The sequence below is a fragment of the Herbaspirillum sp. NPDC101396 genome, assembly GCF_044767365.1.
Taxonomy (GTDB): domain Bacteria; phylum Pseudomonadota; class Gammaproteobacteria; order Burkholderiales; family Burkholderiaceae_D; genus Herbaspirillum.
Window position 1 is genome coordinate 135,927 of record NZ_JBIWNT010000003.1, and the last position, 21,840, is coordinate 157,766.

The window sequence follows — 21,840 nt, forward strand, 5'->3', positions numbered from 1 at the left end:
GCAAGCATGCCGCCGTCAGACTCGCTTTCACAAGCTGACAGCGGGACAGACATAGAACCGGTGAACTGACGGAGAAATGACGTCATCTGAAACCATCTTCTTCGATCCAAAAAGAAAGCTGACGACAAAAGAAAAATAAAAAAAACGGCGCTCACAAAATCGTGAAGCGCCGCGGGAGATAAAAAGTAAAGCTGCTCCTACATGGCCTGTAGGAGCGGACTGAAGAGGCGTGTAGGTGAGGTGGTAGGCAGTGGTCGGGACGGCTCGCTCAGAAGCCGACGTTGTCGCCGCCTTTGAGCTTGAGCATCTGACGTGCGTCGTCAGGGGTCGCCACTTCCAGCGACAGCGCCTCGATCACGGTGCGGATGCGTTTGACTTGCGCGGCGTTGCTTTGCGCCAGCTTGCCCGGACCGTCCCACAGCGAATCTTCCAGGCCGACGCGGGTATGTCCGCCCATCGCCGCCGACATCGTGGCGATCGGGATCTGGCCGCGGCCGGCGCCCAGCACCGACCAGTAGTAGTCGTCGCCGAACAGGCGGTCGGCGGTGCGCTTCATGTGCATCACGTCTTCGACATCGTTGCCGATGCCGCCGCGCAGGCCGAATACCGACTGGATCAGGAACGGCGGCTTGATCAGGCCGCGGTCGATGAAGTGGGCGGCGGTGTAGAGGTGGCCGATGTCGTAGCACTCGATCTCGAAGCGGGTCTGGTTGGCGCTGCACGATTCAAGGATGTAGGCGATGTCCTTGAAGGTGTTGCGGAAGATGCGATCGTCGGATTCGGCGAGGTAGGGCTTTTCCCAGTCGTACTTGAAGTCCTTGAAACGCTGCAGCATTTCATACAGGCCGAAGTTCATCGAGCCCATGTTGAGGGAGGCGACTTCGGGTTTGAGTTGCAGTGCCGGTTGGAGGCGTTCTTCCACGCCCATCGTCGGGGCGCCACCGGTGGTGAGGTTGATGACGACGTTGGATTTGGCCTTGATCTGCGGGAGGAATTTGCGGAATTCTGCCGGGTCTTGCGTGGGCTTGCCGTTTTGCGGGTCGCGGGCGTGCAAGTGGACGATGGCGGCGCCGGCTTCTGCCGCGCCCAGGGCTGCGTCGCGGATTTCATCCGGCGTGATGGGCAGGTGGGGGGACATGGAGGGCGTGTGGATCGCGCCGGTGACGGCGCAGGTGATGATGACTTTTTTGGGTTTGCTCATTTGGTTCTCCTGGTGATTGTTGGTTTGTGCCGCTAGTCTTGCGTATTTATTTCTGTTGTTGTTCCGACTTGCCTGTGTCTGCAGTCGATGGTGTTCTTGCTTCGATCAACCTTTCGCCGGGGGTAGCCCGGCAGCTACTCACTTTCTTTGCTTCGCCAAAGAAAGTAAGCAAAGAAAGGCGACCGCGATTCGCCGCCCCGCTGCGCGGGGTTCCCGTTGGTGCCGCGCTCAAATCGGGAAGGGAAACAAACTCGCTACGCTCAGACAAGTTTCCCTTCTTTATCCGATTTGAGCACGTCACCAACGGCGACTCATAAGCGGAATTCCTTTTTCGGCTCGCTTCGCATTGCCTTGGGGGGCTCGCCTGCGGCATCGTGATTGCTCTTCTTTAGTCGCGCTAACTAGGTTGCTTGCTTCCGCTTATGCGCCACCAGCCCCATCAAGCGGTTGTCGCGCCAGCGTGAGCGTTCTTCCAGTTGATCGGCTTTGAGTACGGTGCGGCGTTCATCCTCGATCTGTTTCAGTGTCGCTGCATTCCATTCGTTCGGCAATTGCGTCTTCGCTACGTCGCGGTACGTGTGGCCGTAGCGGTTGGCGTAGTCGATCACGCCTTCCGGTGCGTTGAGATCGATGGTTTCGAACGGGCCCATGAAGGACCAGCGCAGGCCGAGGCCGTCTTTCAATACCTTGTCGAGGTCTTCGGAGGAGGCGTAGCCGTTTTCGTACAGGTTCAGCGCTTCGTTGAGCACCGCGCCCTGGATGCGGTTGAGCAGGAAGCCGGTGATTTCCTTTTTCAACAATACCGGCGACTGGCCGGCGCGGGTGTAGATGTCGTGGGCACGCTTGACTGTTTCATCTGACGTCCACGGCGCAGGCGCCAGTTCGACCAGCGGCACCAGGTACGGTGGATTGACCGGATGGGCGACCAGGATGCGGTGGCGACCGGGCAGGTGCTCTGAGAACTCCGACGTCGGGATCCACGAGGTCGAGCTGGTGAGGATGGTGTCGGGTGCGGCCAGCTTGTCCATCTCGGCGAAGATCTGGCGTTTGACTTCGACGGTTTCCTTGACGTTCTCTTGCACCAGCGCCGCGCCCTTGAGTGCTTCGGCCAGGGTGTCCACCGGCTTGATGCGCGCCAGCACCACTTCGGGCGTTTCAGTGATCAGGCCATGTTTGGCCAGGTCGCTGATGTTGTCGTGCAGGAGCTTGGTGCAGGCGCTGAGCGCTTCGGGAACTGCATCGTAGATGGCGACGCTGCAGCCGGCGCGGGCGAAGACGATGGCCCAGGCGCGGCCGATCAGGCCGGCGCCGATGACGGCGATTTTTTCATTCATGGTGTCTCCTCGAATGGGTGCCAAATCAACGTGATTAGCCAAGATGCTCGACATTACCGCAGACCGACAAACTCTGCCCGCTGATGGCGGAACCGGCCGGTGAGCAGATGTAGATGATCTGGTTGGCGATGTCTTGCGCGGTGACCATCTTGCGCATCGAGACCTTGGACAGCAGGCGCTCGCGCATTTCTTCGTGGCCGATGTTGTAGGACGCTGCCTTGGCGGCGATCACGCGTTCCTGGCGTTCGCCGGCGACGATGCCGGGCAGGATGGCGTTGACGCGGATGTTGGACGGGCCGAGCTCCATCGCCCAGCTTTCGGTCAGGCCGATGACGCCGAACTTGGAGGCGGAGTAGGGTGTACGCAGCGGGAAGCCGAGACGGCCGGCCGCCGATGAGATGTTGACGACGGAGCCGCCGCCGGCTTTTTTCAGCAGCGGCACCGCGCGGCGCGTACACAGGAAAGGACCGGTCAGGTTAACGGCGATGGTCTGGTCCCACGCCGACAATTCTGTCTCCTCGACTTTGGCGGTCGGGCCGGCGATGCCGGCATTGTTGACCAGCACGTCTAGCGTGCCCCAGCGTTGCGTCAGCTCGGCGAACATGGCGTCGACCTGCGCCTCATTGGCGACGTCGGTCTTGCTGTAGCTGACCGGCGCGTCGGCGAATTGCTTGCGCGCGCTGTTGAGGAAGTCGTCGCTGACGTCGCAGATGTGAACGTGCGCGCCGGCTTCGAGGAAGGAAGCGGTGATGGCCAGGCCGATGCCCTGGGCGCCTGCGGTGACGACGACGCGTTGATCTTTCAAACTGGTGTTCATGTTGGTCCTTGTTACTTGAGAAAATGAGAAATTACAGCCAGAGAATCTGTTTGCGGTACGTGAGATCGGTCAGCAGCGGTTCGGCAGGGCCGGTGTGGAACACCGCACCGCGTTCCAGCGCAAACACACGGTCGGCCAGCGCCAGCACGAGGTCGAGGTTGTGCTCGACGATGACGATGGAGACTTCCTTGCGCAGTTGATCGAAGACGGTGAACAGCTCCTGCACCACAGCCGGCGCGAGACCTTCGAAGGGCTCGTCCAGCAGCAACAGCCTGACGTTGCCCGACAGGGCGCGCGCCACCGCCACCATTTGCTGCTCGCCGCCGGAGAGGAAGTCGGCCGGTGTATGCAGGCGCTCTTTCAGGCGCGGGAAGTAGTGCAGGATTTTTTCTTCGCTCCAGGCGATGCCGTTGCTGGAATCGGTCTTGCGTGCGAGGCGTCCCAGCGAAAGATTTTCCGCCACCGTCATGCCGGCAAACAGGCCGCGTCCTTGCGGCACGTAGCCGATGCCCAGGCGCGCGATGTCGGGCGCACTGAGACCGGCAATGTCCTTGCCGTTGTAGCGGATGGCGCCCGAAGCAGGCTTGAGCAAACCGGTCAGCGCTTTGAGCAGCGTCGACTTGCCGGCGCCGTTGCGGCCGAGCAGGGCGACGATTTCGCCTTCGCGCACTTCCAGCGTGGCGTCGTTGAGGATGTGGCTCTTGCCGTAGAAGGCGTTGACCTTGTCGAAGGCCAGCAGCTGCGGACGTTCCTGTGCATCGCCTGCCACCCGTCCGGTGACCGGCGGCGTACCGGTGCCGGTGTAGATCTCTTGTACGCGCTGGTCGGCGCGTGCTTCGTCCGGCGTGCCCGACATCAGCACGCTGCCTTGGTTCATCACCGTTACCTGTTGCGAGAAGCCGAGCACGCGGTCGATGTCATGTTCGACGATCAGCACCGGGATGTTCTCGGCGATGATCTTCACGAGGCGCGACACGCGTTCGCGTTCGGCGGCGGCGAGGCCGGCCAGCGGTTCATCCATCAGCAGCACGTGCGGCTTCGATCCCAGCGCGATGCCCAGATCGACCAGGCGCTGGCCGCCGTAGGACAGCGCGCCACCTTCGATCTGGTCGATGCCCTTGAGTCCGAGGAAGCGCATCAACTCATCGGTCTCGGCGTGGATCTCGGGATAGCTGTCGATGTCCTTCCACATGTTGAAGCGCGAAGCATGGCGCGCCTGCAGGGACAGCCGCAGGTTTTCGTAGATGCTCAGGCCCTTGAACAGGTTGGTGATCTGGAACGAGCGCGCGAGGCCGCGTTGGCAGATCTGGCCCGGCGTCAGGCCCTGGATTTCTTCACCGTTCAGTTTCACTGTGCCGTGGTTGGGCACGAACATGCCGGAGATCAGGTTGAAGGTCGTGGTCTTGCCTGCGCCGTTGGGACCGATCAGTGCATGGATCTCGCCGGCATGCAGATTGATCTGTGCGCTCTTGACCGCCTGGATGCCGCCGAAGCGGATGTCGACATCCTTGACCTCCAGCACCAGCCCGTCTTGGCGAGGTGGTTGCAGGAACGCAGGCAAAGGCAGGCCGTCGACGATCTGGCGCTGGCTCATCGCCGCGCCGACTTCAGCGGGCGGACGCAAGCGACGCTTGACCTGCTGCCAGATTCCCACCAGCCCGGTCGGCGAGAACAGGATGAAGCCGACGAAAGCGAGGCCGAACCACAGCAGCCAGTTCTCGGTCCAGATCGACAGGCATTCGCGGAACAGGATGTAGAACAGCGCGCCCAGCGCCGGGCCGAGGAAGCTGCGCATGCCGCCGATCACCACCATCGCCAGCAACTCGCCGGAGAAGGCGACCGAGGTCGGTTCGGCCGAGGCGAAGCGGTGATGGAAGGCCAGCAACGCTCCCGCCAGGCCGGTCACGCTGGCCGACACGATGAACATGATCAGCTTGTAGACGATGGTGCTGTAACCCTGGAAGCGCGCACGCTGCTCGTTCTCGCGGATCGCCACGATGGTGTGGCCGAACGGCGAGCGGATCACGCGTTGCAGCACGTACAGCACGATCAGCGCAATCACGCTGACGAAGACGAGGAAGGGAATCGACTGATCCAGATCGATGCCGGCCACGACCGGGCGCACGACATTGCCGAGTCCCGATTCGCCGCCGGTGAAGTCAGTCCAGCGGAAGGCGATCGCAAACGTCAGCGCCGACAAGGCCAGCGTCAGCAGCGAAAAGTACACACCGCGCCGGCGCAGGATCAGGAAGCCGACGATCGCCGCCGACACCGCAATGAAGGCGATAGTGAACAGCATCGGTGCCACGATCTGGCCGGGGAACCAATATTTCTGCGACAGCGCCGCCGCATAAGCACCGACGCCGAACCAGGCGCCATGGCCGAACGAGGTCAGGCCTGTGTAGCCTACCAGCAGGTTCAGGCCCATCGCCGCGATGGCGTAGATGACGACGTCGGTGGAGGACGACAGGGTCAGGCCCAGCAGTTGCAGCAGGATGGGAACGATGACCAGCGCCAGCGCGCCGATCCACAGGGATTGATATTTGTTGTACATGTCCGCTCTCATTCAAAACGTTCGATGCGCTCGCCGAGCAAGCCGCGCGGACGGAAGATCAGGACCAGCAGCATCAGCAGATACATCGACGCTTCGCCGGCCGGCGCATAGAACTGGATCGTGATGCCGCGCACCACGCCCACCAGCAACGCCGCCAGCACCACGCCCCAGAAGCTGCCGAGTCCGCCGATCACCACCACGACGAAGGCGGCGGTCATGATTTCCGCGCCCATGGCCGGATGCACGCCGGAGATCGGCGCGAACAGCACGCCGGCCAGCGCAGCCAGACCGACGCCGAGCATCACGATGGCCGTCATGTAGGGCTGCAGCTTGATCCCGAGCACCGCCACCATGTCGGGCTTTTGCACGCCGGCGCGCACCACGCGGCCGAACGAAGTCTTGTTGAGCAGTATCCAGATCAGCGTCAGCGCGACGATGACCGCCGCCAGCATCAGCAGGCGGTATTTGGAATACATGAAATCGCCGACCATGATCTGGCCCTTGAGCGCGGGCGGAATCGATGCCGGCAGCGGCGACGCGCCCCAGAAAATGCGGATCACCTGTTCCGCCACCATCGCCAGCCCGAAGGTCAGCAGCAGGCCGAGGATCGGATCGGCCGAATAGAAGCGGCGCAGCAGGAAGCGTTCGAACAGGATGCCGATCAGCGCCACCAGCAAGGGCGAGATGATCAGGGCGCCGGTGAAGCCGAGGTATTTGGTGATCTCCACCGCGAGATAGGCGCCGATGGCATAGAAGGCGCCGTGCGCCAGATTGACCACGCCGCCGAGACTGAAAATCAGCGACAGCCCGAGCGCGATCAGCAGGTAGTACCCGCCGACCAGCAGGCCGTTGAGGATTTGTTCCAACAGGAAAACGATTTGCATTGCTGCTCCGGAGGGGGAGTACGGGAAAAAACGAGTGACGCACGAAACCTTCCGCCGTCGCTCCGGCATGCACCGGAGCGACGGCGACGGTTCACCTGGACTCAGGTGAACGTGCAGGCGTTCTCTTGCATGGTCGGCGCGAGGATTTCCAGCGACTCATTGGGTCCCGGCACCGACGAGCCGAGCAGCATGAAGTCCCATTTGTCCTTGACCTGCGCCTTCGGCTTCGGCGTGACGGTGTACATCTCCTGCAGCAACTGGTGATCCCAGGCGCGATAGACGCCCTTGCGCGCTTTCAGCACGTCGACCTGCGCGCCCTTTTCGAAGTAGTCGATCAGCTTGGCGGTGTCGAGCGTCTTGGTTTCGGTGATCGCCTGCACGATCGAACGGAAGGCGACGTATTCGCCCCATGCCTGGTTCTCCGGCGGTTTGCCGAATTTCTTGGTGAAGGCGGCGACGAAGGCCTTGGCCGACGGCGCATTGACGTCGTGGTGCCAAGTGGTCGGCCAGGTGCCGGCGAAGCTGTCCGCACCCGCGCCCCATGCCACCGCCGTGTCGAAGCCGAAGCCGGCAATCGGGAACGGCAGGCCGAACTCCGAGTATTGCTTGATGAAGTTGGTAATCTGGTTGCCGGCCAGGTTGGAGATGACCAGGTCCGGTTTGGCCTGGCGGATCTTCAGCAGGTAAGGGCTGAAGTCGGTGGCGTCGGTCGGCACCAGCTCGTCATTGGCGATCGTGCCGCCGTTGGCAGAGACGAAGGATTTGGCGGCGCGCAGCAGGTCGTGGCCGAAGGCGTAATCGGCCGACAGCGCGTACAGCTTCTTGCCCTTGATCAGGTTGTCGCGCAGCAGCGAACGGCCGCAGGCCTTGACGTAGGTCGAGTTGGCGGCCTCGATGTGGAACATGTATTTGTTGCAGCTCTTGCCGCGCAGCTCGTCGGAGTTGCAGCCGGTGTTCATGAACAGCTTCTTGTTGCGCTGCGCGACTTGCGCGATGCCCAGCGCCGAGGCGGACGAGATTTCACCGATCAGCACGGCCGCGCCATCGCGTTCCAGCAGGCGCTGCGCCTTGGAGGAGGCGGTCGGCGGATTGACCGAGTCTTCCGAAATCAGGGTGAGTTGGCGCCCCAGCAGGCCGCCGGCCTTGTTCTGTTCCTCCACCGCCAGCGTGATGCTCATGACGGCGTATTCGCCCAGCGGGCCGAGGAAACCGGTCCGCGGAGTCAGGTGGCCGATGATGATTTTGTCCGACTGCGCCTTGACGATGGCGGGGAAGCCCATTGCCGACGTGGCGGCGACGGCGGCGCCGGCTTTGAGTACGGTGCGACGGCCGGGCGACAGGATCTTGCTGTTGTCTTGTTCCATGGTGCATACCTCCTAAGGGTCCGGCGCGAGCCGGGTGTCTCGATGAAAAGCCGGTAACGGCAGCGGGCTGCCGGAACGGCTTGTTTTCTTATGGAGTGCTGTTTGCAAGCAGGACAAGGCGGGAAATGATTGGAAAGACACAGTCATCGCTGTTGTCGGCCCGATCGGCTTCCGTCTCGTGATTTTTGCAACAGCCTCTTTTTTATGTCAGTTATGTGACATGTGATCAAATGTATTCGATAGAATTGGGATGTGTCAATCGGCGATGCAGCACGGTTGGACAAGTTTGCGGTGCCGGATGCCATCGGGAGAAGGTGCGTCCCGGGAGGGTGTCAAACCATCGTAACCGCGCTGCGGTGCTGCATTGGAAGAGAAGAGCGGAAGAAGGCGACTGCTATAATCCGCGGCAATTTTGAATAACAGACGCATTTCATCGGCACGGATGAAATGGTTTCAAGTGAGAAGCCGGGGACCATGGAACACACGATACTTGCGGACCTTTCGCAGATACGCAAAATCACCCACGCCACGCTGTCGCAGCGCGTGTATGAAGATGTGCGCGAGCTGCTGCTGGCAGGACAAGTCCGCCCCGGTCAGAAGCTGACGCTGAAAAGCCTCTCCGAGGCGCTCGGCACCAGCCAGATGCCGGTGCGGGAAGCGATCCGCCAGCTGTCCGCGGAAGGGGCGCTGGAAATTTTGCCCAACCGCGCCGTGCGCGTGCCGCTGATGACCAAGGACAAGTTCCGCGAGCTGCTCAAGATCCGGCTGGCGCTGGAAGGGCTGGCGGTCGAGCACGCGGCGCAGAACATTTCGGCCGAAGGCCTGCAGGCCGTGGCCGACCTGCACGACACCCTGTGCATCGAAATGCACCGCAAGAAACCCGACGTCGACCTGATCATCCGCCTCAACAAGCAACTGCACTTTGCTGCTTATGAGGGTTCCGGCATGGCGACGCTGGTGGGCCTGATCGAAAGCCTGTGGCTGCAAGTCGGTCCGGTGATCAACCTCGACCTGCGCGCCGGTTCACGCCGCCTGTCGGAAGCGCCGGCGCTGGTGCATCACGCCGCGCTGCTCAAGGGCTTGCAGGACAAATCCCCGGAGCAGGCGCGCGCCGGCTTGTCGGGCGACCTGCTCAGCGCCGCGCAGATGATCCTGGCCGGCGACGGTTTGCCGGATTAGGGCCTGCAAACAGGCTCGCCACCACCAGACTGAGCAGCGGTATCGCTGCGGCCAGCATCTCCAGGATGCCGGCGCTCTGTTCTATCATTTCCAACCGCACTTTGTAGTGCGTTGCGAACGCCATCAGCAGTAACAAAAACACGGCGGACAATCCCGCCATCAATCGAAGTCGCATGCTGTTCTCCTTGGATGCGTGAAGGATGAATGGTGAAAATGGTGGATGGATTCCGCGGCGCGGAGTCCTGTCATGGATATCGACTGCGGCGTGCAAGACTTGCGCGATTTCTGCGTAAAGAAAGGTAAGTTTGCGTGGGCGCGAATGCGGATAAAATGCGGGCACCCGATCATCTACGAATACCTTTCAATCAAAGGGATCTCATGTCCGTTTCGTACGTTTCGCATTTCAATTCCCGCAAGGCGCTGGTCTCCGCGCTGCTGTGGTGCGCCTGCCAGTTCGCCGGGGCCCAGATCCTCGCTCCTGCGCCGGTCGCGCCCTTGACCTTCGCGCCGCTTGAACCGACCCTGACGTCTTACCTGGTCCAGTACAAATTGCCGGCGCTGGCCGCCGCCGTGGTGCAGGACGGCCGCATTATCGCCGCCGGCGCGGTCGGCACGCGCAAGGTCGGCTCGGGCATCGCGGTGACGGTCAATGACCGTTTCCACATCGGTTCCGACACCAAGGCATTTACCGCCACGCTGGCCGGCATTCTGGTCGATCGCGGTTCGATGGCGTGGACCACCACGCTGGGCGAAGCCTTCCCGGAACTGGCGCCGAAGATGGATCCGGATTTTCGCCGCATCACCATCAGCCAGCTGCTGTCGCATACGTCCGGCATCCCGGCCGACAACGCCGAGTTCCTCGAACTGCTGGCCAAGTCGATGTTTGAAGAGGGCAATCTCGACGACCTGCGCTATTGGACTTTGCAGCAATGGATGAGCAAGCCGCTGCAGGCGCAACCTGGACAACGTTTCGCCTATTCCAACCTGGGTTACACGATCGCCGGCGCGATGATTGAAAGGGTGGCGCGCAAGAGCTGGGAAGAGCTGATCAATGAATGGATCTTCGATCCGATGGAACTCAAGAGCGCCGGCCTCGGTTCGCAGGCGACTTTGGGCCGGGTCGATGCCGCGCTGGGTCACGTGCTGGTCGGTGAAGATATCGCCAAGCCCTTCATGGCCGGCCCCGGCGACGACAATCCGCAATTGATCGCACCAGCCGGCGGCGCCAATATGTCGGTGCTGGATTTTGCGCGCTGGGCCGGCTGGAACGCCGGTGAAGGCAAGCGCGGTCCGGCGTTGCTCAAGCCTGAAACGCTGAAGTTGATGCATGCGCCGGTGATCGACATGCCGCATGTGCAGAATCCGGAACCGGGCACGCCGACCGACGGCAAGTACGGCCTCGGCTGGGTGACGGCGAAGATGGACTGGGCGCCGCAGCCACTGGTGTTCCACGGCGGCTCCAACCAGAAGAACCTGGCGCATGTCTGGCTCAGCCCGGAAAAGGATTTTGCCATCGTGGTGGTGACCAACATCGCCAGCCAGGGCGCAAACGACGCCTTGTTCGCGGTGGCGGAAAAACTGTATCGCCAGTTCGCCCCGTAACGACAGGATGCGTTATCGGGAGTGAGCGCGCGTATTGATACAATGCGCGTTCGCTTTAATGCTTAACTTTTCAGTTCATTCTTCAACCTTGCCGCGGGTGCTCATGGATTTTCTTCTGTTCCTGGTCGACTTCATCGTCCATATTGATCGTCATCTGGCCGAGCTGGCCGCGTCTTACGGCCCGTGGCTGTTTCTGATCCTGTTCCTGATCATCTTCGCCGAAACCGGCCTGGTGGTGACACCCATCCTGCCGGGCGACTCGCTGCTGTTCGTGACCGGTGCGATTGCCGCCACCGGCGCGTTCGATATCCACCTGATGGTGTTGACGCTGATCATTGCGGCGATCCTCGGCGACAGTGTCAATTACCAGATCGGCAAGGCCATAGGACTGAAAGTATTCGACCGGCCCAACTCGCGCATCTTCAAGCGCGAGTATCTCGACAAGACCCACGCCTTCTATGAGCGCCACGGCGGCAAGACCGTGATCATCGCGCGCTTCGCCCCGATCGTGCGCACCTTCGCGCCGTTCGTGGCCGGCGTCGGTGCGATGACCTACACACGCTTCTTCGCGTACAACGTGATCGGCGGCATTTTGTGGGTGGCCAGCTTCGGCTATGCCGGCTACTTCTTCGGCAACCTGCCGGTGGTGAAGCAGAACCTCAGCCTGCTGATCGTGGCGATCGTGGTGCTGTCGATCCTGCCGGGCGTGATCGGCTACCTGCGCCAGCGCATGAAATCGTCACGCTGAGTTTCCGTAGCCGATAAAGTGAAAAGCCGTTCAGTGATGAACGGCTTTTTTTATCCGGCGACGTTCAGTACGTTGCCATCAATATTTCCACAGGATGTCCTGCAAGGTCTGGCGGTCGTTGGTCCTGGTCAGTGCCAGCGCCATCAGGATGCGCGCCTTCTGCGGGTTCTGGTCGCCCGTGACCAGCCAGTCGAAGCGATCGTCCGGCTGCTCGCCGTCGCGGATCACCACGCCGTTGCCGGTGCGCGACGCGCGCACCACGTGGATGCCCTTGCTGCGGATGTCCTGCAATACCGGGATGATCTGCTCGGCGACGCTGCCGTTGCCGGTGCCGTTGTGGATGATGGCTTTGGCGCCGGCGTTGGCCAGCGCTTCATATGCCACCGGGCTGACATTGCCGTAGTTGTAGACGATGTCCACGCGCGGCAGCGTGCTCAGCTTGTCGATGTCGAACTCACTGGCGACCGTATGCGGACGCGTCGGCTGGCGGTAGAACATGACCTTGCCTTCGACGACGAGGCCGAGCGGGCCGTAGGGGGAACGCAGCGTATTGGTCTTGACCGCATCGTTCATGGTCACGTCGCGGCCGGAGTGGATTTCGTTGTTCATGACCACCAGCGTGCCCTTGCCGGCGGCTTCCTTGCTGGCGGCGACCAGCACCGCTTCATAAAGATTCAGCGCGCCGTCCGAGCTGAGTGCCGTGCCCGGACGCATGGCGCCGACCAGCACGACCGGCTTGCGACTCTTGAGCGTGAGGTTGAGGAAGTAAGCGGTTTCCTCGATCGTGTCGACGCCGTGCGTGACGACGATGCCGTCGACGTCGCGTTGCCTGAGCAATTCCGCAAGACGCTTGCCGAGCTTGAGCAGGCGCTCGTCGTTGAAGCTTTCGCTGGGGACCTGGAAGATTTGTTCGCCTGTGACGTTGGCGACTTTGGCGATGTCGGGCACGGCGGCGATGATGCGGTCGACCGGGACCACGGCCGACTGGTAGGCGGGCGAACGTACGCTGGAGATGCTGGCGCCGGCGATGGTGCCGCCGGTGGCGACGATCAGGATGTTGGGCTTTTCCTGTGCCTGCAGGCTGAGACAGAACGAGGCGAGGAAAAGAAGCAGGGGTCCGGCGAGATGTCTCGGTTGCAGGTGCAGCATGGGCGTCTCCTTGTTGTTGAACGAAGAAAGAAGCAGGGGACGGTCTGTGTCGGCCCGGAGGGGCGCGATGGCCATTGCATGCAGGCCTGCCGTTGATGTATGTCGGCGACGAACCTGCCCATGGTGCGGCCGGAATTGTCTATTTGATAATCGGAACAGAGCGGGAAAACCCGGAGAATTCGGATGATTGGCGCCGCTGCAGGGCGGCAGCGCAATAAAAAACGCCCGATGGAGGCCATCGGGCGTGGTGCAGACATGCGGTGCTGCAGCGGCTGCAGCCGTAACTGCAACCCGCGCCGCTAAACCGGCATCAGTACTTCCACAAGATCTTTTGCAGTTCCTTGCTGTCGTTGGTCTTGGTCAGCGCCAGCGCGGTCAGGATGCGTGCTTTTTGTGGATTCTGGTCGTCGGTGACAACCCAGTCGAACTTGTCGTCGTTCTGTTCGCCGTTGCGGATCACAACGCCGCTGCCGGTGCGTGTCGCGCGGACCACTTGCAGGCCCTTGCTGCGCACTTCCTGCAGGACCGGGACGATCTGCTCGGCGACGCTGCCGTTGCCGGTGCCGTCATGGATGATCGCCTTGGCGCCTGCGGTGACGAAGGCGTCATACGCAGCGCGGCTGACGTTGCCGTAGTTGTAGGCGATGTCGACGCGCGGCAGGCTGTTGATCTTGTCGATGTCGAACTCGGTCTGCGTGGTGTGCGGACGTGCCGGCAAGCGGTAGAACATCAGTTTGCCTTCGACCACATAACCCAACGGGCCGTAGGGCGAGCGGAAGGTTTCGACCTTGAAGGAGTTGGTCTTGGTGACGTCGCGGCCGGAATGGATTTCGTCGTTCATGACCACCAGCGTGCCTTTGCCGGCAGCGTCCTTGCTGGAAGCCACCAGCACAGCGTCATACAGGTTCAGCGCGCCGTCTGCACCCAGGGCGGTGCCCGGACGCATGGAGCCGACCACGACGACAGGCTTGTCGCTCTTGAGAGTCAGATTCAGGAAGTAGGCGGTTTCTTCGATGGTGTCGGTGCCGTGGGTGATCACGATGCCGTCGACGTCGCTTTGCTTGAGCAGTTCGGAAACGCGTTTGCCCAGTTTCAGCAGGCGCTCGTCGTTGAAGCTTTCGCTGCCGATCTGGAAAATCTGTTCGCCGCGCACGTTGGCGATCTTCGAGATTTCAGGCACGGCGGCAATGATCTTGTCGACCGGGACCACTGCGGATTGATAGGCGGCGGTGTTGACGCTGGAGGCGCCCGCACCGGCGATGGTGCCGCCGGTGCCGATGACGACGACGTTGGCTTTCTTCTCTTGCGCCTGTGCCGACAGCGACATGGCGGCCGACAGCAGCAATACGCCACCGAGTTGTTTCAACTTCAGATGTTGCATAAGGATCTCCTGAGCAATAGATGGGTCCCGCCATTGCGCCCCTGAACATGCGCGCAACGGCGACATTCGTACCGGTTAGTTTTACGTTGTGAAACGGCACGCAAGGATAGTACGGAATAGCGATTGCGAAGTCTTATGCTTTTAAAGCATGAGTTTTGAAAGATTATGCGGCAGGCGCATAGGCTTTTAAAAAGAAAAAAATACGCTAATTATTTAGAAGAATTCGACGATATCGTTGGTCGAAATTTCGTTGCTGAGGACGCCCGAAGTGACCAGTTCATCGTAGTAGCAGATGCGGTTGCGACCGTTCTTCTTGGCGTGGTACAGAGCCTGATCGGCATGACCCAGGATCACCACCGGCGTTTCCTGCGAAATGCCGACGAAGCCGAGGCTCACGGTGACCTTGCCGACCTGCGGGAAATCGTAATCCTGCACGTGCTGGCGGAAGCGGCCGAAGATCTTGCTGGCGTCGGCCAGCGTGGTCGAGCGCAGCAGGATCACGAACTCTTCGCCGCCGAAGCGGAAGATGCGGTCGTGCGAGCGGAAGGAGGTGCGCAGGATATTGGCGACCAGGATCAGCACTTCGTCGCCGTACAGATGGCCGAACTGATCGTTGACCTGCTTGAAGTGATCGATGTCTACCACGGCCAGCCAGTGCGCCTTGGTCTCGCCGCCGTTGCGGCGCTCGTTGTTGTCGAGCGAATGCGCTTCATGCGGCGCCAGTGCGAAGGCGTGGCGCGAGAATTGTTCGTCGAAGGTCTTGCGATTGAACAGGCCGGTCAGCGCGTCGCGCTCGCTGTAATCAAGCAGGCTTTGGTAATTGCAGTAGATGCCGAAGATGCCGTCGATCAGTTCCAGCGTGGCGGTGTCGTAGGCATGCGGATTGCGGATCTCGAGACAGGTGTTGACCTTGCCGTGCAGCCATACCGGCAGCCACAGCACGTGCCAGCCGTCGGCGGCGATTTCGTAGTGTTCGTTCTTGTGCTCGCGGATGCATTCGACGATGGCCGGATAGTGGCTCAGCGGTTCCTTGGGATCGTCTTCCGTGTGTTCGGCGATGGTGCTCAGATGGCCCTCGTTGAGGTACATCTTTTCTTGCACGAACATCTCTTCGCGTAGCGAAAAGATGTCGAGCACGCGAATTTGTTTGACCTTGGTCAGTTCATACAGGCCAGTGATTACTGCGCCGGCGAGGCGCGAGTTTTCACGCTGGGCTGTGATATCTACCAGGTTCTTTAGAAGCTGTTTCATCATCCGGATGTCGACTCCTGCTTGAGCACATTATTCTATGTTTAGTGGGTACTCTAAGAACCTGCTGACGTTGCGTGCGAACGCCGCCGGCAGGTTTTGATAGGCTTTACCATTCATAGAATGCATAAGAACTTACGCAAGAATCACGCCATGAATCAAGCCATGAAGCAGGGGATTTTACACGCTGCTCAGTGGAACAGCTATTGAGTTAACGCAAAATCAAAAGGAAAAATTTGCTTTCATTTCCGAGTGGAAATTTTCGCGTGATTTTATGCGCAATGTCCGCACTATATTGGCATGGCGCGATGCGGAGCGTGTCGTGTGGGGGTGTAGTTTGATGCGTACGGCGATGATTTTTTTCTCAATCCGACACCCATTGCTCAGCTGCGCGCCGTCGCGGTGCAAACTATTTACGGGATGCACGCCGGACGCTTCGTTCCCGCTCACCGGAAATGTTGCAGCAGGGGAAAACAGAAAGCGGAAGAGCAGGGAAGAAAGGGAAGCGATGCGGCGCAAGCTGTTCGCATTGCGCCGCTGCAAAGCGGAGGAATTACAGATAGATGATAGCCAGCGCGACGGCGATGATCAGGCCGAACTTGGTGGCGCGATAGGCGTTGCGATTCCAGTTCTTGAACTTGCGGCGGTATTGGCCGGCGATCCAGACAAAGCGGAACAGCTTGTTGATGCGACCGGTCTGGTCGCCAGTCTCGTTGGGCGAGCTGGCGGCGGTCATCATGGTCTTGCCGAGCCACTTGTTGATGGTCTGGGCCCAGCGATAACGCAACGGACGTTCGACGTCGCAGAACAGGATGATGCGGTTCGTCTCGGCGCCGTTCTGCGCCCAGTGAATGAAAGTTTCGTCGAACACCACGCTCTTGCCGTCGCGCCAGCTGTAACGCTGACCGTCGACTTCGATGAAGCAGCGGTCGTCGTTGGGTGTGACCAGGCCGAGGTGATAGCGCAGTGAACCGGCGTAGGGATCGCGATGTGGATTGAGCGTGCCGCCCGGCGCCAGTTCGGCAAACATCGCTGCCTTGACGCAAGGGATCTGACGCAGGATTTCAACGGTCTTGGGGCAGAACTGTTCGGCCGACGGATGGCTGGCGTCGTACCACTTCAGGTAAAAGCGTTTCCAGCCGGCCTTGAAGAAGGAATTGAAGCCGGCGTCGTCATTCTTTTCGGCGGCCTTGATCTTGGAGATGTTCTGCAGGTTGACGGCTTCGGCGCGGATGGTTTCCCAGTTGTCGTCGAGCAGGTGCAGATTCTGGAAATCATTGACCGCCGGATAAGGCACGGCCGGCACGCGCGAGAAGGCGTACATGAACAGATTGATCGGCGCCATGATCGAGGAATGGTCGAAGAATTGCCGGAAAAACGGCAGTCTCACCTTTCCGCGGAAATGGATGAACAGGATGGAAAACAGATAAATGCCGACAACGACCCACTTCATTGCAATGTCCTCATGACGATGGCTGCAGCGGCGGCCATCTCGTATAGATACGCACCAGATAAGCGCTCAATGCGCGATATCAATGCTGTAAGAGTTTGATCTGGAAATCGGGCGGATGCGCCACGATGGATGGGGCTGATTCTACACCAAGCGGTTTGGGGCAGCTTTGCGGGAGATCAGTGAAGAAACGTAAAAAATGCCGACCGGGCCTGAAAAGGAGAACAGGCCGGGTCGACAAGGAGGGGCAAAACGGTATTCGGTGACCGGCAGGGCGTGCCTGCCGCCGAGGTGTTCCGGACTACTCCAGATTACGCAGGCTGTGCAGAAAGCTTGCCGGGCGCCTTGCGTGGCAGGCCGGTGAAGCCGAAGTCGATCTCGGGTTGACGGCCGGCAATGATTTCGGCAATCGCACGGCCCGAGCCGCAACCCATGGTCCAGCCCAGCGTGCCGTGACCGGTGTTGAGGTAGAGATTGTTGAACTTGGTCTTGCCGACGTAAGGAATGTTCGACGGCGTCAGCGGGCGCAGGCCGGTCCAGTAGACCGGGTTGTCGTAATCGCAACCGTCCGGGAACAGTTCACGGGTGCGGCGCGTGATGGCGTCGCAGCGGGTGGTGTTCAGCTCGCGGGTGTAGCCGTTCAGTTCGCAGGTGCCGGCCACGCGCAGGCGGTCGCCCAGGCGCGACACCACCAGCTTGTAACCGTCGTCGGTCAGCGAGACGGTCGGTGCCGCGTCCGGATTGGTGACCTTGTAGGTCGCCGAATAGCCCTTGCCCGGATACAGCAGCAGGTTGATGCCCAATGGGCGCAGCAGCGGCTCCGAAAAGCTGCCCATGGCGACCACGAAGGCGTCAGCGCGCAGCACCTTGTGGCGGCCTGCGCCGTCGATGACTTCAACGCCGGTGATTTTGGCGGCGGCGCCGGTGCCTTCGGTCAACAGGCGCGTGATGGTGGTGTTGAACTGGAAGTCGACGCCGGCGTCTTCCGCCTTTTGCGCCAGGCCGGTGGTGAGCTTGTAGACGTCGCCCGACTCATCGGAGGCGGTGAAGTCGCCGCCGACGATCTTGTCGCGGATGCTGGCCAGGGCCGGTTCGATCTTGATCACTTCATCGGCGCTGATCGAGTCGCGCTGGCAACCGAGGTCGCGCATCAGCTTGGCGGCCGGCAGCGACAGCTCGAATTCCTTTTCTTCGGTGTAGAAGTGCAGGATGCCCTTGTTCAGGTGATCGTACTGGATGCCGGTTTCCGCCCGCAAGGCCACCAGCGTCTGGCGGCTGTATTCACACAGGGCGACGATCTGGCGGATGTTGGCGTCGGTGCGCGCAGGCGTACATTCGCGCAGGAAGCTGACGGCCCATTTCCATTGGAGCCATTCGGGACGGAAGCGATACAGCAGCGGGGCGTCTTCCTTGCCCAGCCATTTCAGGACCTTGAGCGGAGCGGAGGGATTGGCCCAGGGCTCGGCGTGCGAGACCGAAATCTGGCAACCGTTGGCGAAACTGGTTTCCTGGGCGGCGCCGGGTTGGCGGTCGATGACGGTGACGTCGTGACCTTCACGCTTCAAGAACCACGCGGACGCGGTGCCGATGATGCCTGCTCCCAATACGATGACTTTCATCACATTCTCCTTGTTCGATGATAGAACCTGCCCAAGTCGCCCCGACTGGCACAGGTCTTTAATGGTGAAATTGTAAGAAGTAATCGGTTTTTTAGGTAAGCAATCAGCGTGTCTGTATTTCTATTTTTTAATGAATAGGCAGTAAATGTGTTTGAAAAACAAAATATTTTTGTTTAAAACTTAATATTTTGCATTTTCAAATTTTGCCATTTCCTCCGCCAGCGCTTGCGTCACGGTTTCGGCCAGCGCCTGTTCCAGGCTGGCGCGCACGCGGGTCTTGAGGATGTCGGCCATGTTGTCGAGGATGACCGCGAGGTGATCCTGCAGATGCTGGTGCAGCACGCTGTCGACCTGGCCCAGCAGCGTCTGCATGACGTTTTCCTGGATGTCCTGGCGAATCTGGCGCAGTTGTTCGGCGCTGGGTTCCGGCGCAACGGCCGGCAGCGGCGTGCTGATAGCCACCGGCAACGGCGCCGCATCGTACGTGGGCTGGTATTGCGGCTGGAAGGCCTGGATCGGCTCCGGCTGGAAATGCTGCTGATAGTCTGGTTGGTGATTCGGCTGATGATGCTGATTGTGTTGCGGCTGATGGTCGTCCCATTGCAAGGCCTGCGACGCCTGGCTCTCCGGCGCGGCGGGTGGAGCAATGACCTCGGTCAGGAGCGGGATGCTGTTGTCGGCGGACGATTGGCTCATGATCTCAGTCGGCGACGAAGTGGCTCAGAGGATAACCGCGTTCTTTATAGAAGCGGTAACGGTCGCGGCCAGCGGCCTTGTCGGCTTCGTCCGAAGAGATGATCTCGAACATGCGCTCGAAGCGGGCGAAATGTTCCGGCGTATTGCCCGACAGGTTGATCAGCACGTGATGGTGCGGCAGCTCGACGGCTTCGCTGTCAGTCAGGATCACCGGCGTCTGCGCCGCCAGTGGATCGTTGGCATGCACATGGGGAATGAAGTCCTGTTCCGAGAACGACCACAGCAGCTGATCGAGCTGGGTCAGTTCGCCGCGATCCTTGCCGAGCAGCACGATCTTGCACTGCGCGGCGCGCGCCTTGCGCACCAGGCGGCAGGCGTAGGCGAGTTTATTGGGGACATTGCTGTGGAAATCGATGCGGGTCATGGACGAAGTATAGACATATCCCAGAATAACGAAAACCCGCGAAGCGAACTTCGCGGGTTTTCGGGCGGTACGAAACTAATTGATCTACGTTGAAATGCTAGGCAGCCATGCCGCTATGACGTAGCAGAGCATCAATACTCGGTTCGCGGCCGCGGAAGGCCTTGAACGACTCGATCGCCGGACGCGAACCGCCGACGGCCAGGATTTCTTTCTGGAAGCGCAGGCCGGTTTCGATCGAGACCACATTGTCGCCCTTGGCGGCGGCTTCTTCAAACGCGCTGTAAGCGTCGGCCGACAAGACTTCCGCCCACTTGTAGCTGTAATAGCCGGCCGCATAGCCGCCCGCGAAGATGTGGCTGAACGAATGCTGGAAGCGGTTGAATTCCGGCGGGCGGATCACGGCGAACTTGTCGCGCACGGCGTTCAGCACCGACTGCACGCTGTCCTTGCCGGAAGCGTCGTAGTCGTAATGGATATGCATGTCGAACAGCGAGAACTCGACCTGGCGCAGCATCTGCAGGCCGGACTGGAAGTTCTTGGCGGCGGTCATCTTGTCGAACAGTTCACGCGGCAGCGGCGCACCCGTGTCGGCGTGGGCGGTCATGTGCTGCAGCACGTCCCATTCCCAGCAGAAGTTTTCCATGAACTGCGACGGCAGTTCGACCGCGTCCCATTCCACGCCGGAGATGCCCGACACGCCGACTTCGTCGACTTGCGTCAACATGTGGTGCAGGCCGTGGCCGGATTCGTGGAACAGCGTGATGACTTCATCGTGGGTGAACAGCGCCGGCTTCTTCACACCGTCAACGGTCATCGGTTCGGTGAAGTTGCAGACCAGGTAGGCGATCGGCGTCTGCACGCCGTTGGCCGTCATGCGGCGGCTGCGGGCGTCGTCCATCCAGGCGCCGCCGCGCTTGCCGCTGCGGGCGTACAGATCGAGATAGAACTGGCCGACCAGTTTGCCGTCGCGTTCGATGCGGAAGAATTTCACATCCGGATGCCAGACCGGGGCGCTGTCGGGTTTGATGCTGACGTTAAACAGGCGCTGGATGACCTGGAACAGGCCTTCGGTTACCTTCGGCTCAGGGAAATATTGCTTCACTTCCTGCTCCGAGAAGGCATAGCGCTGTTCACGCAGCTTTTCAGCGGCGTAGGTCATGTCCCAGGCTTCGATCGTGTCGATGCCGAGCTCGTCCTTCGCGAAGGCGCGCAGTTCTTCCCAGTCCTTTTCACCATAGGAACGCGCGCGGCGGCCCAGGTCTTCGAGGAAGCCGATGACTTCTTGCGGCGACTGCGCCATCTTCGGCACCAGCGACAGCTCTGCAAAATTCTTGAAGCCCAGCATCACGGCTTCTTCATGGCGCAATTGCAGGATTTCCTGCATGTTGGCGGTGTTGTCCCATTCCGGCTTGGCGCCCAGCTCCGAGGCCTTGGTGGCGTTGGCGCGATAGATCTGCTCGCGCAGGCTGCGGCTGTGCGCGTATTGCAGGATCGGGAAGTAGGACGGGAAATGCAGCGTGAATTTGAAACCCGGCGTCCCGTCTTTTTCGGCAGCCGCGCGTGCAGCTTCCTTGACGTCGTCCGGCAGGCCGGCCAGGTCGGTTTCGTTTTCAACGAACAGGCCGAAGTCGTTGGTGGCGTCGAGGATGTTTTCCGAGAAGCGGGTGGTCAGCGCGGCCGACTTTTCCTGGATCTCGGCGAAGCGTTCCTTTTGGTCGTCGGACAGCTCGGCGCCGGACAGGCGGAAGTCGCGCACGGCGTTGTCGATGACCTTCTTGCGGGCGCCTGACAGGCTGGCGTATTCCGGGCCGTTTTGCACCGCCTTGTATTTTTCGAACAGCGCCAGGTTCTGGCCCAGCGCAGTCCAGAACTCGACCAGACGAGGCTGGTTTTCATTGTAAGTGGCGCGCAGTTCCGGCGTATCGACCACCGAATTCAGATGCCCGACGATGCTCCAGGCGCGGCCCAGCTGCTCGGTGGCGTTTTCCAGCGGCTCGACGAAATTGGCCCATGTCACCTGCGCCATCGGCGCTTCCAACTCGGTGACCAGTGCGGCGGCCTTGGCCAGCAGCGTGTCGACGGCCGGTGTGACGTGTTCAGGCTTGATGGCGTCGAAACGCGCCAGACCCGAAAAGTCCAGCAGCGGGTTGTTGTCAGGAGTAATCGCAGTATCTGTAGTGGTCGTCATAG

General features: G+C 60.7%; 18 protein-coding genes. 3 read left to right on the forward strand and 15 right to left on the reverse strand.

The annotated features are described in order from the left end of the window. Positions 1 to 268: 268 nt before the first annotated feature. The 6 genes from ACIROY_RS10340 to ACIROY_RS10365 form a co-directional block, all read right to left on the reverse strand. A complete protein-coding gene (locus ACIROY_RS10340) occupies positions 269 to 1,201 on the reverse strand; it encodes a 3-keto-5-aminohexanoate cleavage protein (RefSeq protein WP_402273557.1) in 933 nt (310 codons plus the stop codon). A 401-nt stretch (positions 1,202 to 1,602) separates the two neighbouring features. Then, positions 1,603 to 2,589 carry a 3-hydroxyacyl-CoA dehydrogenase gene (locus tag ACIROY_RS10345; protein WP_402341472.1) on the reverse strand — a complete coding sequence of 329 codons (987 nt, stop codon included), beginning with the start codon at positions 2,587 to 2,589 and terminating at the stop codon, positions 1,603 to 1,605. Next, positions 2,570 to 3,352 (reverse strand): SDR family oxidoreductase, encoded by a 783-nt coding sequence (locus tag ACIROY_RS10350; RefSeq protein ID WP_402341473.1) that lies wholly within the window; start codon positions 3,350 to 3,352, stop codon positions 2,570 to 2,572. The genes ACIROY_RS10345 and ACIROY_RS10350 overlap by 20 nt, the downstream gene beginning before the upstream one ends. A gap of 31 nt (positions 3,353 to 3,383) precedes the next feature. Beyond that, the gene (locus ACIROY_RS10355; protein ID WP_402341474.1) at positions 3,384 to 5,906 is read right to left on the reverse strand and encodes an ATP-binding cassette domain-containing protein; all 2,523 of its coding nucleotides are present in this window, start codon (positions 5,904 to 5,906) and stop codon (positions 3,384 to 3,386) included. 8 nt (positions 5,907 to 5,914) lie between these two features. Beyond that, entirely contained in the window at positions 5,915 to 6,790 is an 876-nt protein-coding gene (locus ACIROY_RS10360; protein WP_116433711.1) for a branched-chain amino acid ABC transporter permease, read from the reverse strand. A gap of 101 nt (positions 6,791 to 6,891) precedes the next feature. Further along, entirely contained in the window at positions 6,892 to 8,154 is a 1,263-nt protein-coding gene (locus ACIROY_RS10365; RefSeq protein ID WP_402273545.1) for an ABC transporter substrate-binding protein, read from the reverse strand. A gap of 474 nt (positions 8,155 to 8,628) precedes the next feature. On the opposite strand from ACIROY_RS10365, the gene ACIROY_RS10370 reads away from it, so the two are divergent. The 3 genes from ACIROY_RS10370 to ACIROY_RS10380 all read left to right on the forward strand — a co-directional run bounded on the left by ACIROY_RS10370 (position 8,629) and on the right by ACIROY_RS10380 (position 11,683). After that, positions 8,629 to 9,333, forward strand: coding sequence for a GntR family transcriptional regulator (locus tag ACIROY_RS10370; RefSeq protein WP_402341476.1), 705 nt, complete (start codon positions 8,629 to 8,631; stop codon positions 9,331 to 9,333). 378 nt (positions 9,334 to 9,711) lie between these two features. After that, on the forward strand, positions 9,712 to 10,935 hold the full coding sequence (locus ACIROY_RS10375; protein WP_402273538.1) for a serine hydrolase domain-containing protein: 1,224 nt from the start codon (positions 9,712 to 9,714) through the stop codon (positions 10,933 to 10,935). Between the two features lie 103 nt (positions 10,936 to 11,038). Continuing rightward, positions 11,039 to 11,683, forward strand: a complete 645-nt coding sequence (locus ACIROY_RS10380; RefSeq protein ID WP_402273536.1) for a DedA family protein — start codon at positions 11,039 to 11,041, stop codon at positions 11,681 to 11,683. Positions 11,684 to 11,761: 78 nt separating this feature from the next. On the opposite strand, the gene ACIROY_RS10385 is transcribed toward ACIROY_RS10380, so the two are convergent. The 9 genes from ACIROY_RS10385 to ACIROY_RS10425 form a co-directional block, all read right to left on the reverse strand. Continuing rightward, positions 11,762 to 12,832, reverse strand: a complete 1,071-nt coding sequence (locus tag ACIROY_RS10385) for a type II asparaginase (RefSeq protein WP_402273535.1) — start codon at positions 12,830 to 12,832, stop codon at positions 11,762 to 11,764. A gap of 310 nt (positions 12,833 to 13,142) precedes the next feature. Beyond that, the gene (locus ACIROY_RS10390; RefSeq protein WP_402273533.1) at positions 13,143 to 14,213 is read right to left on the reverse strand and encodes an asparaginase; all 1,071 of its coding nucleotides are present in this window, start codon (positions 14,211 to 14,213) and stop codon (positions 13,143 to 13,145) included. Positions 14,214 to 14,426: 213 nt separating this feature from the next. Next, a complete protein-coding gene (locus ACIROY_RS10395; protein ID WP_402273531.1) occupies positions 14,427 to 15,467 on the reverse strand; it encodes a GGDEF domain-containing protein in 1,041 nt (346 codons plus the stop codon). A gap of 216 nt (positions 15,468 to 15,683) precedes the next feature. Next, complete coding sequence (locus tag ACIROY_RS10400; RefSeq protein WP_402273528.1) at positions 15,684 to 15,980, reverse strand: hypothetical protein; 297 nt, start codon at positions 15,978 to 15,980, stop codon at positions 15,684 to 15,686. Between the two features lie 34 nt (positions 15,981 to 16,014). Next, complete coding sequence (gene lpxO, locus ACIROY_RS10405) at positions 16,015 to 16,914, reverse strand: lipid A hydroxylase LpxO (protein ID WP_402273525.1); 900 nt, start codon at positions 16,912 to 16,914, stop codon at positions 16,015 to 16,017. Positions 16,915 to 17,222: 308 nt separating this feature from the next. Then, on the reverse strand, positions 17,223 to 18,530 hold the full coding sequence (locus ACIROY_RS10410) for a D-amino acid dehydrogenase (RefSeq protein WP_402273523.1): 1,308 nt from the start codon (positions 18,528 to 18,530) through the stop codon (positions 17,223 to 17,225). Between the two features lie 180 nt (positions 18,531 to 18,710). Further along, complete coding sequence (locus ACIROY_RS10415) at positions 18,711 to 19,226, reverse strand: hypothetical protein (protein WP_402341478.1); 516 nt, start codon at positions 19,224 to 19,226, stop codon at positions 18,711 to 18,713. Between the two features lie 4 nt (positions 19,227 to 19,230). Further along, positions 19,231 to 19,650 (reverse strand): DNA polymerase III subunit chi, encoded by a 420-nt coding sequence (locus ACIROY_RS10420; RefSeq protein ID WP_402273518.1) that lies wholly within the window; start codon positions 19,648 to 19,650, stop codon positions 19,231 to 19,233. A 97-nt stretch (positions 19,651 to 19,747) separates the two neighbouring features. Beyond that, a complete protein-coding gene (locus ACIROY_RS10425) occupies positions 19,748 to 21,838 on the reverse strand; it encodes a M3 family metallopeptidase (RefSeq protein ID WP_402341480.1) in 2,091 nt (696 codons plus the stop codon). Positions 21,839 to 21,840 lie beyond the last annotated feature (2 nt).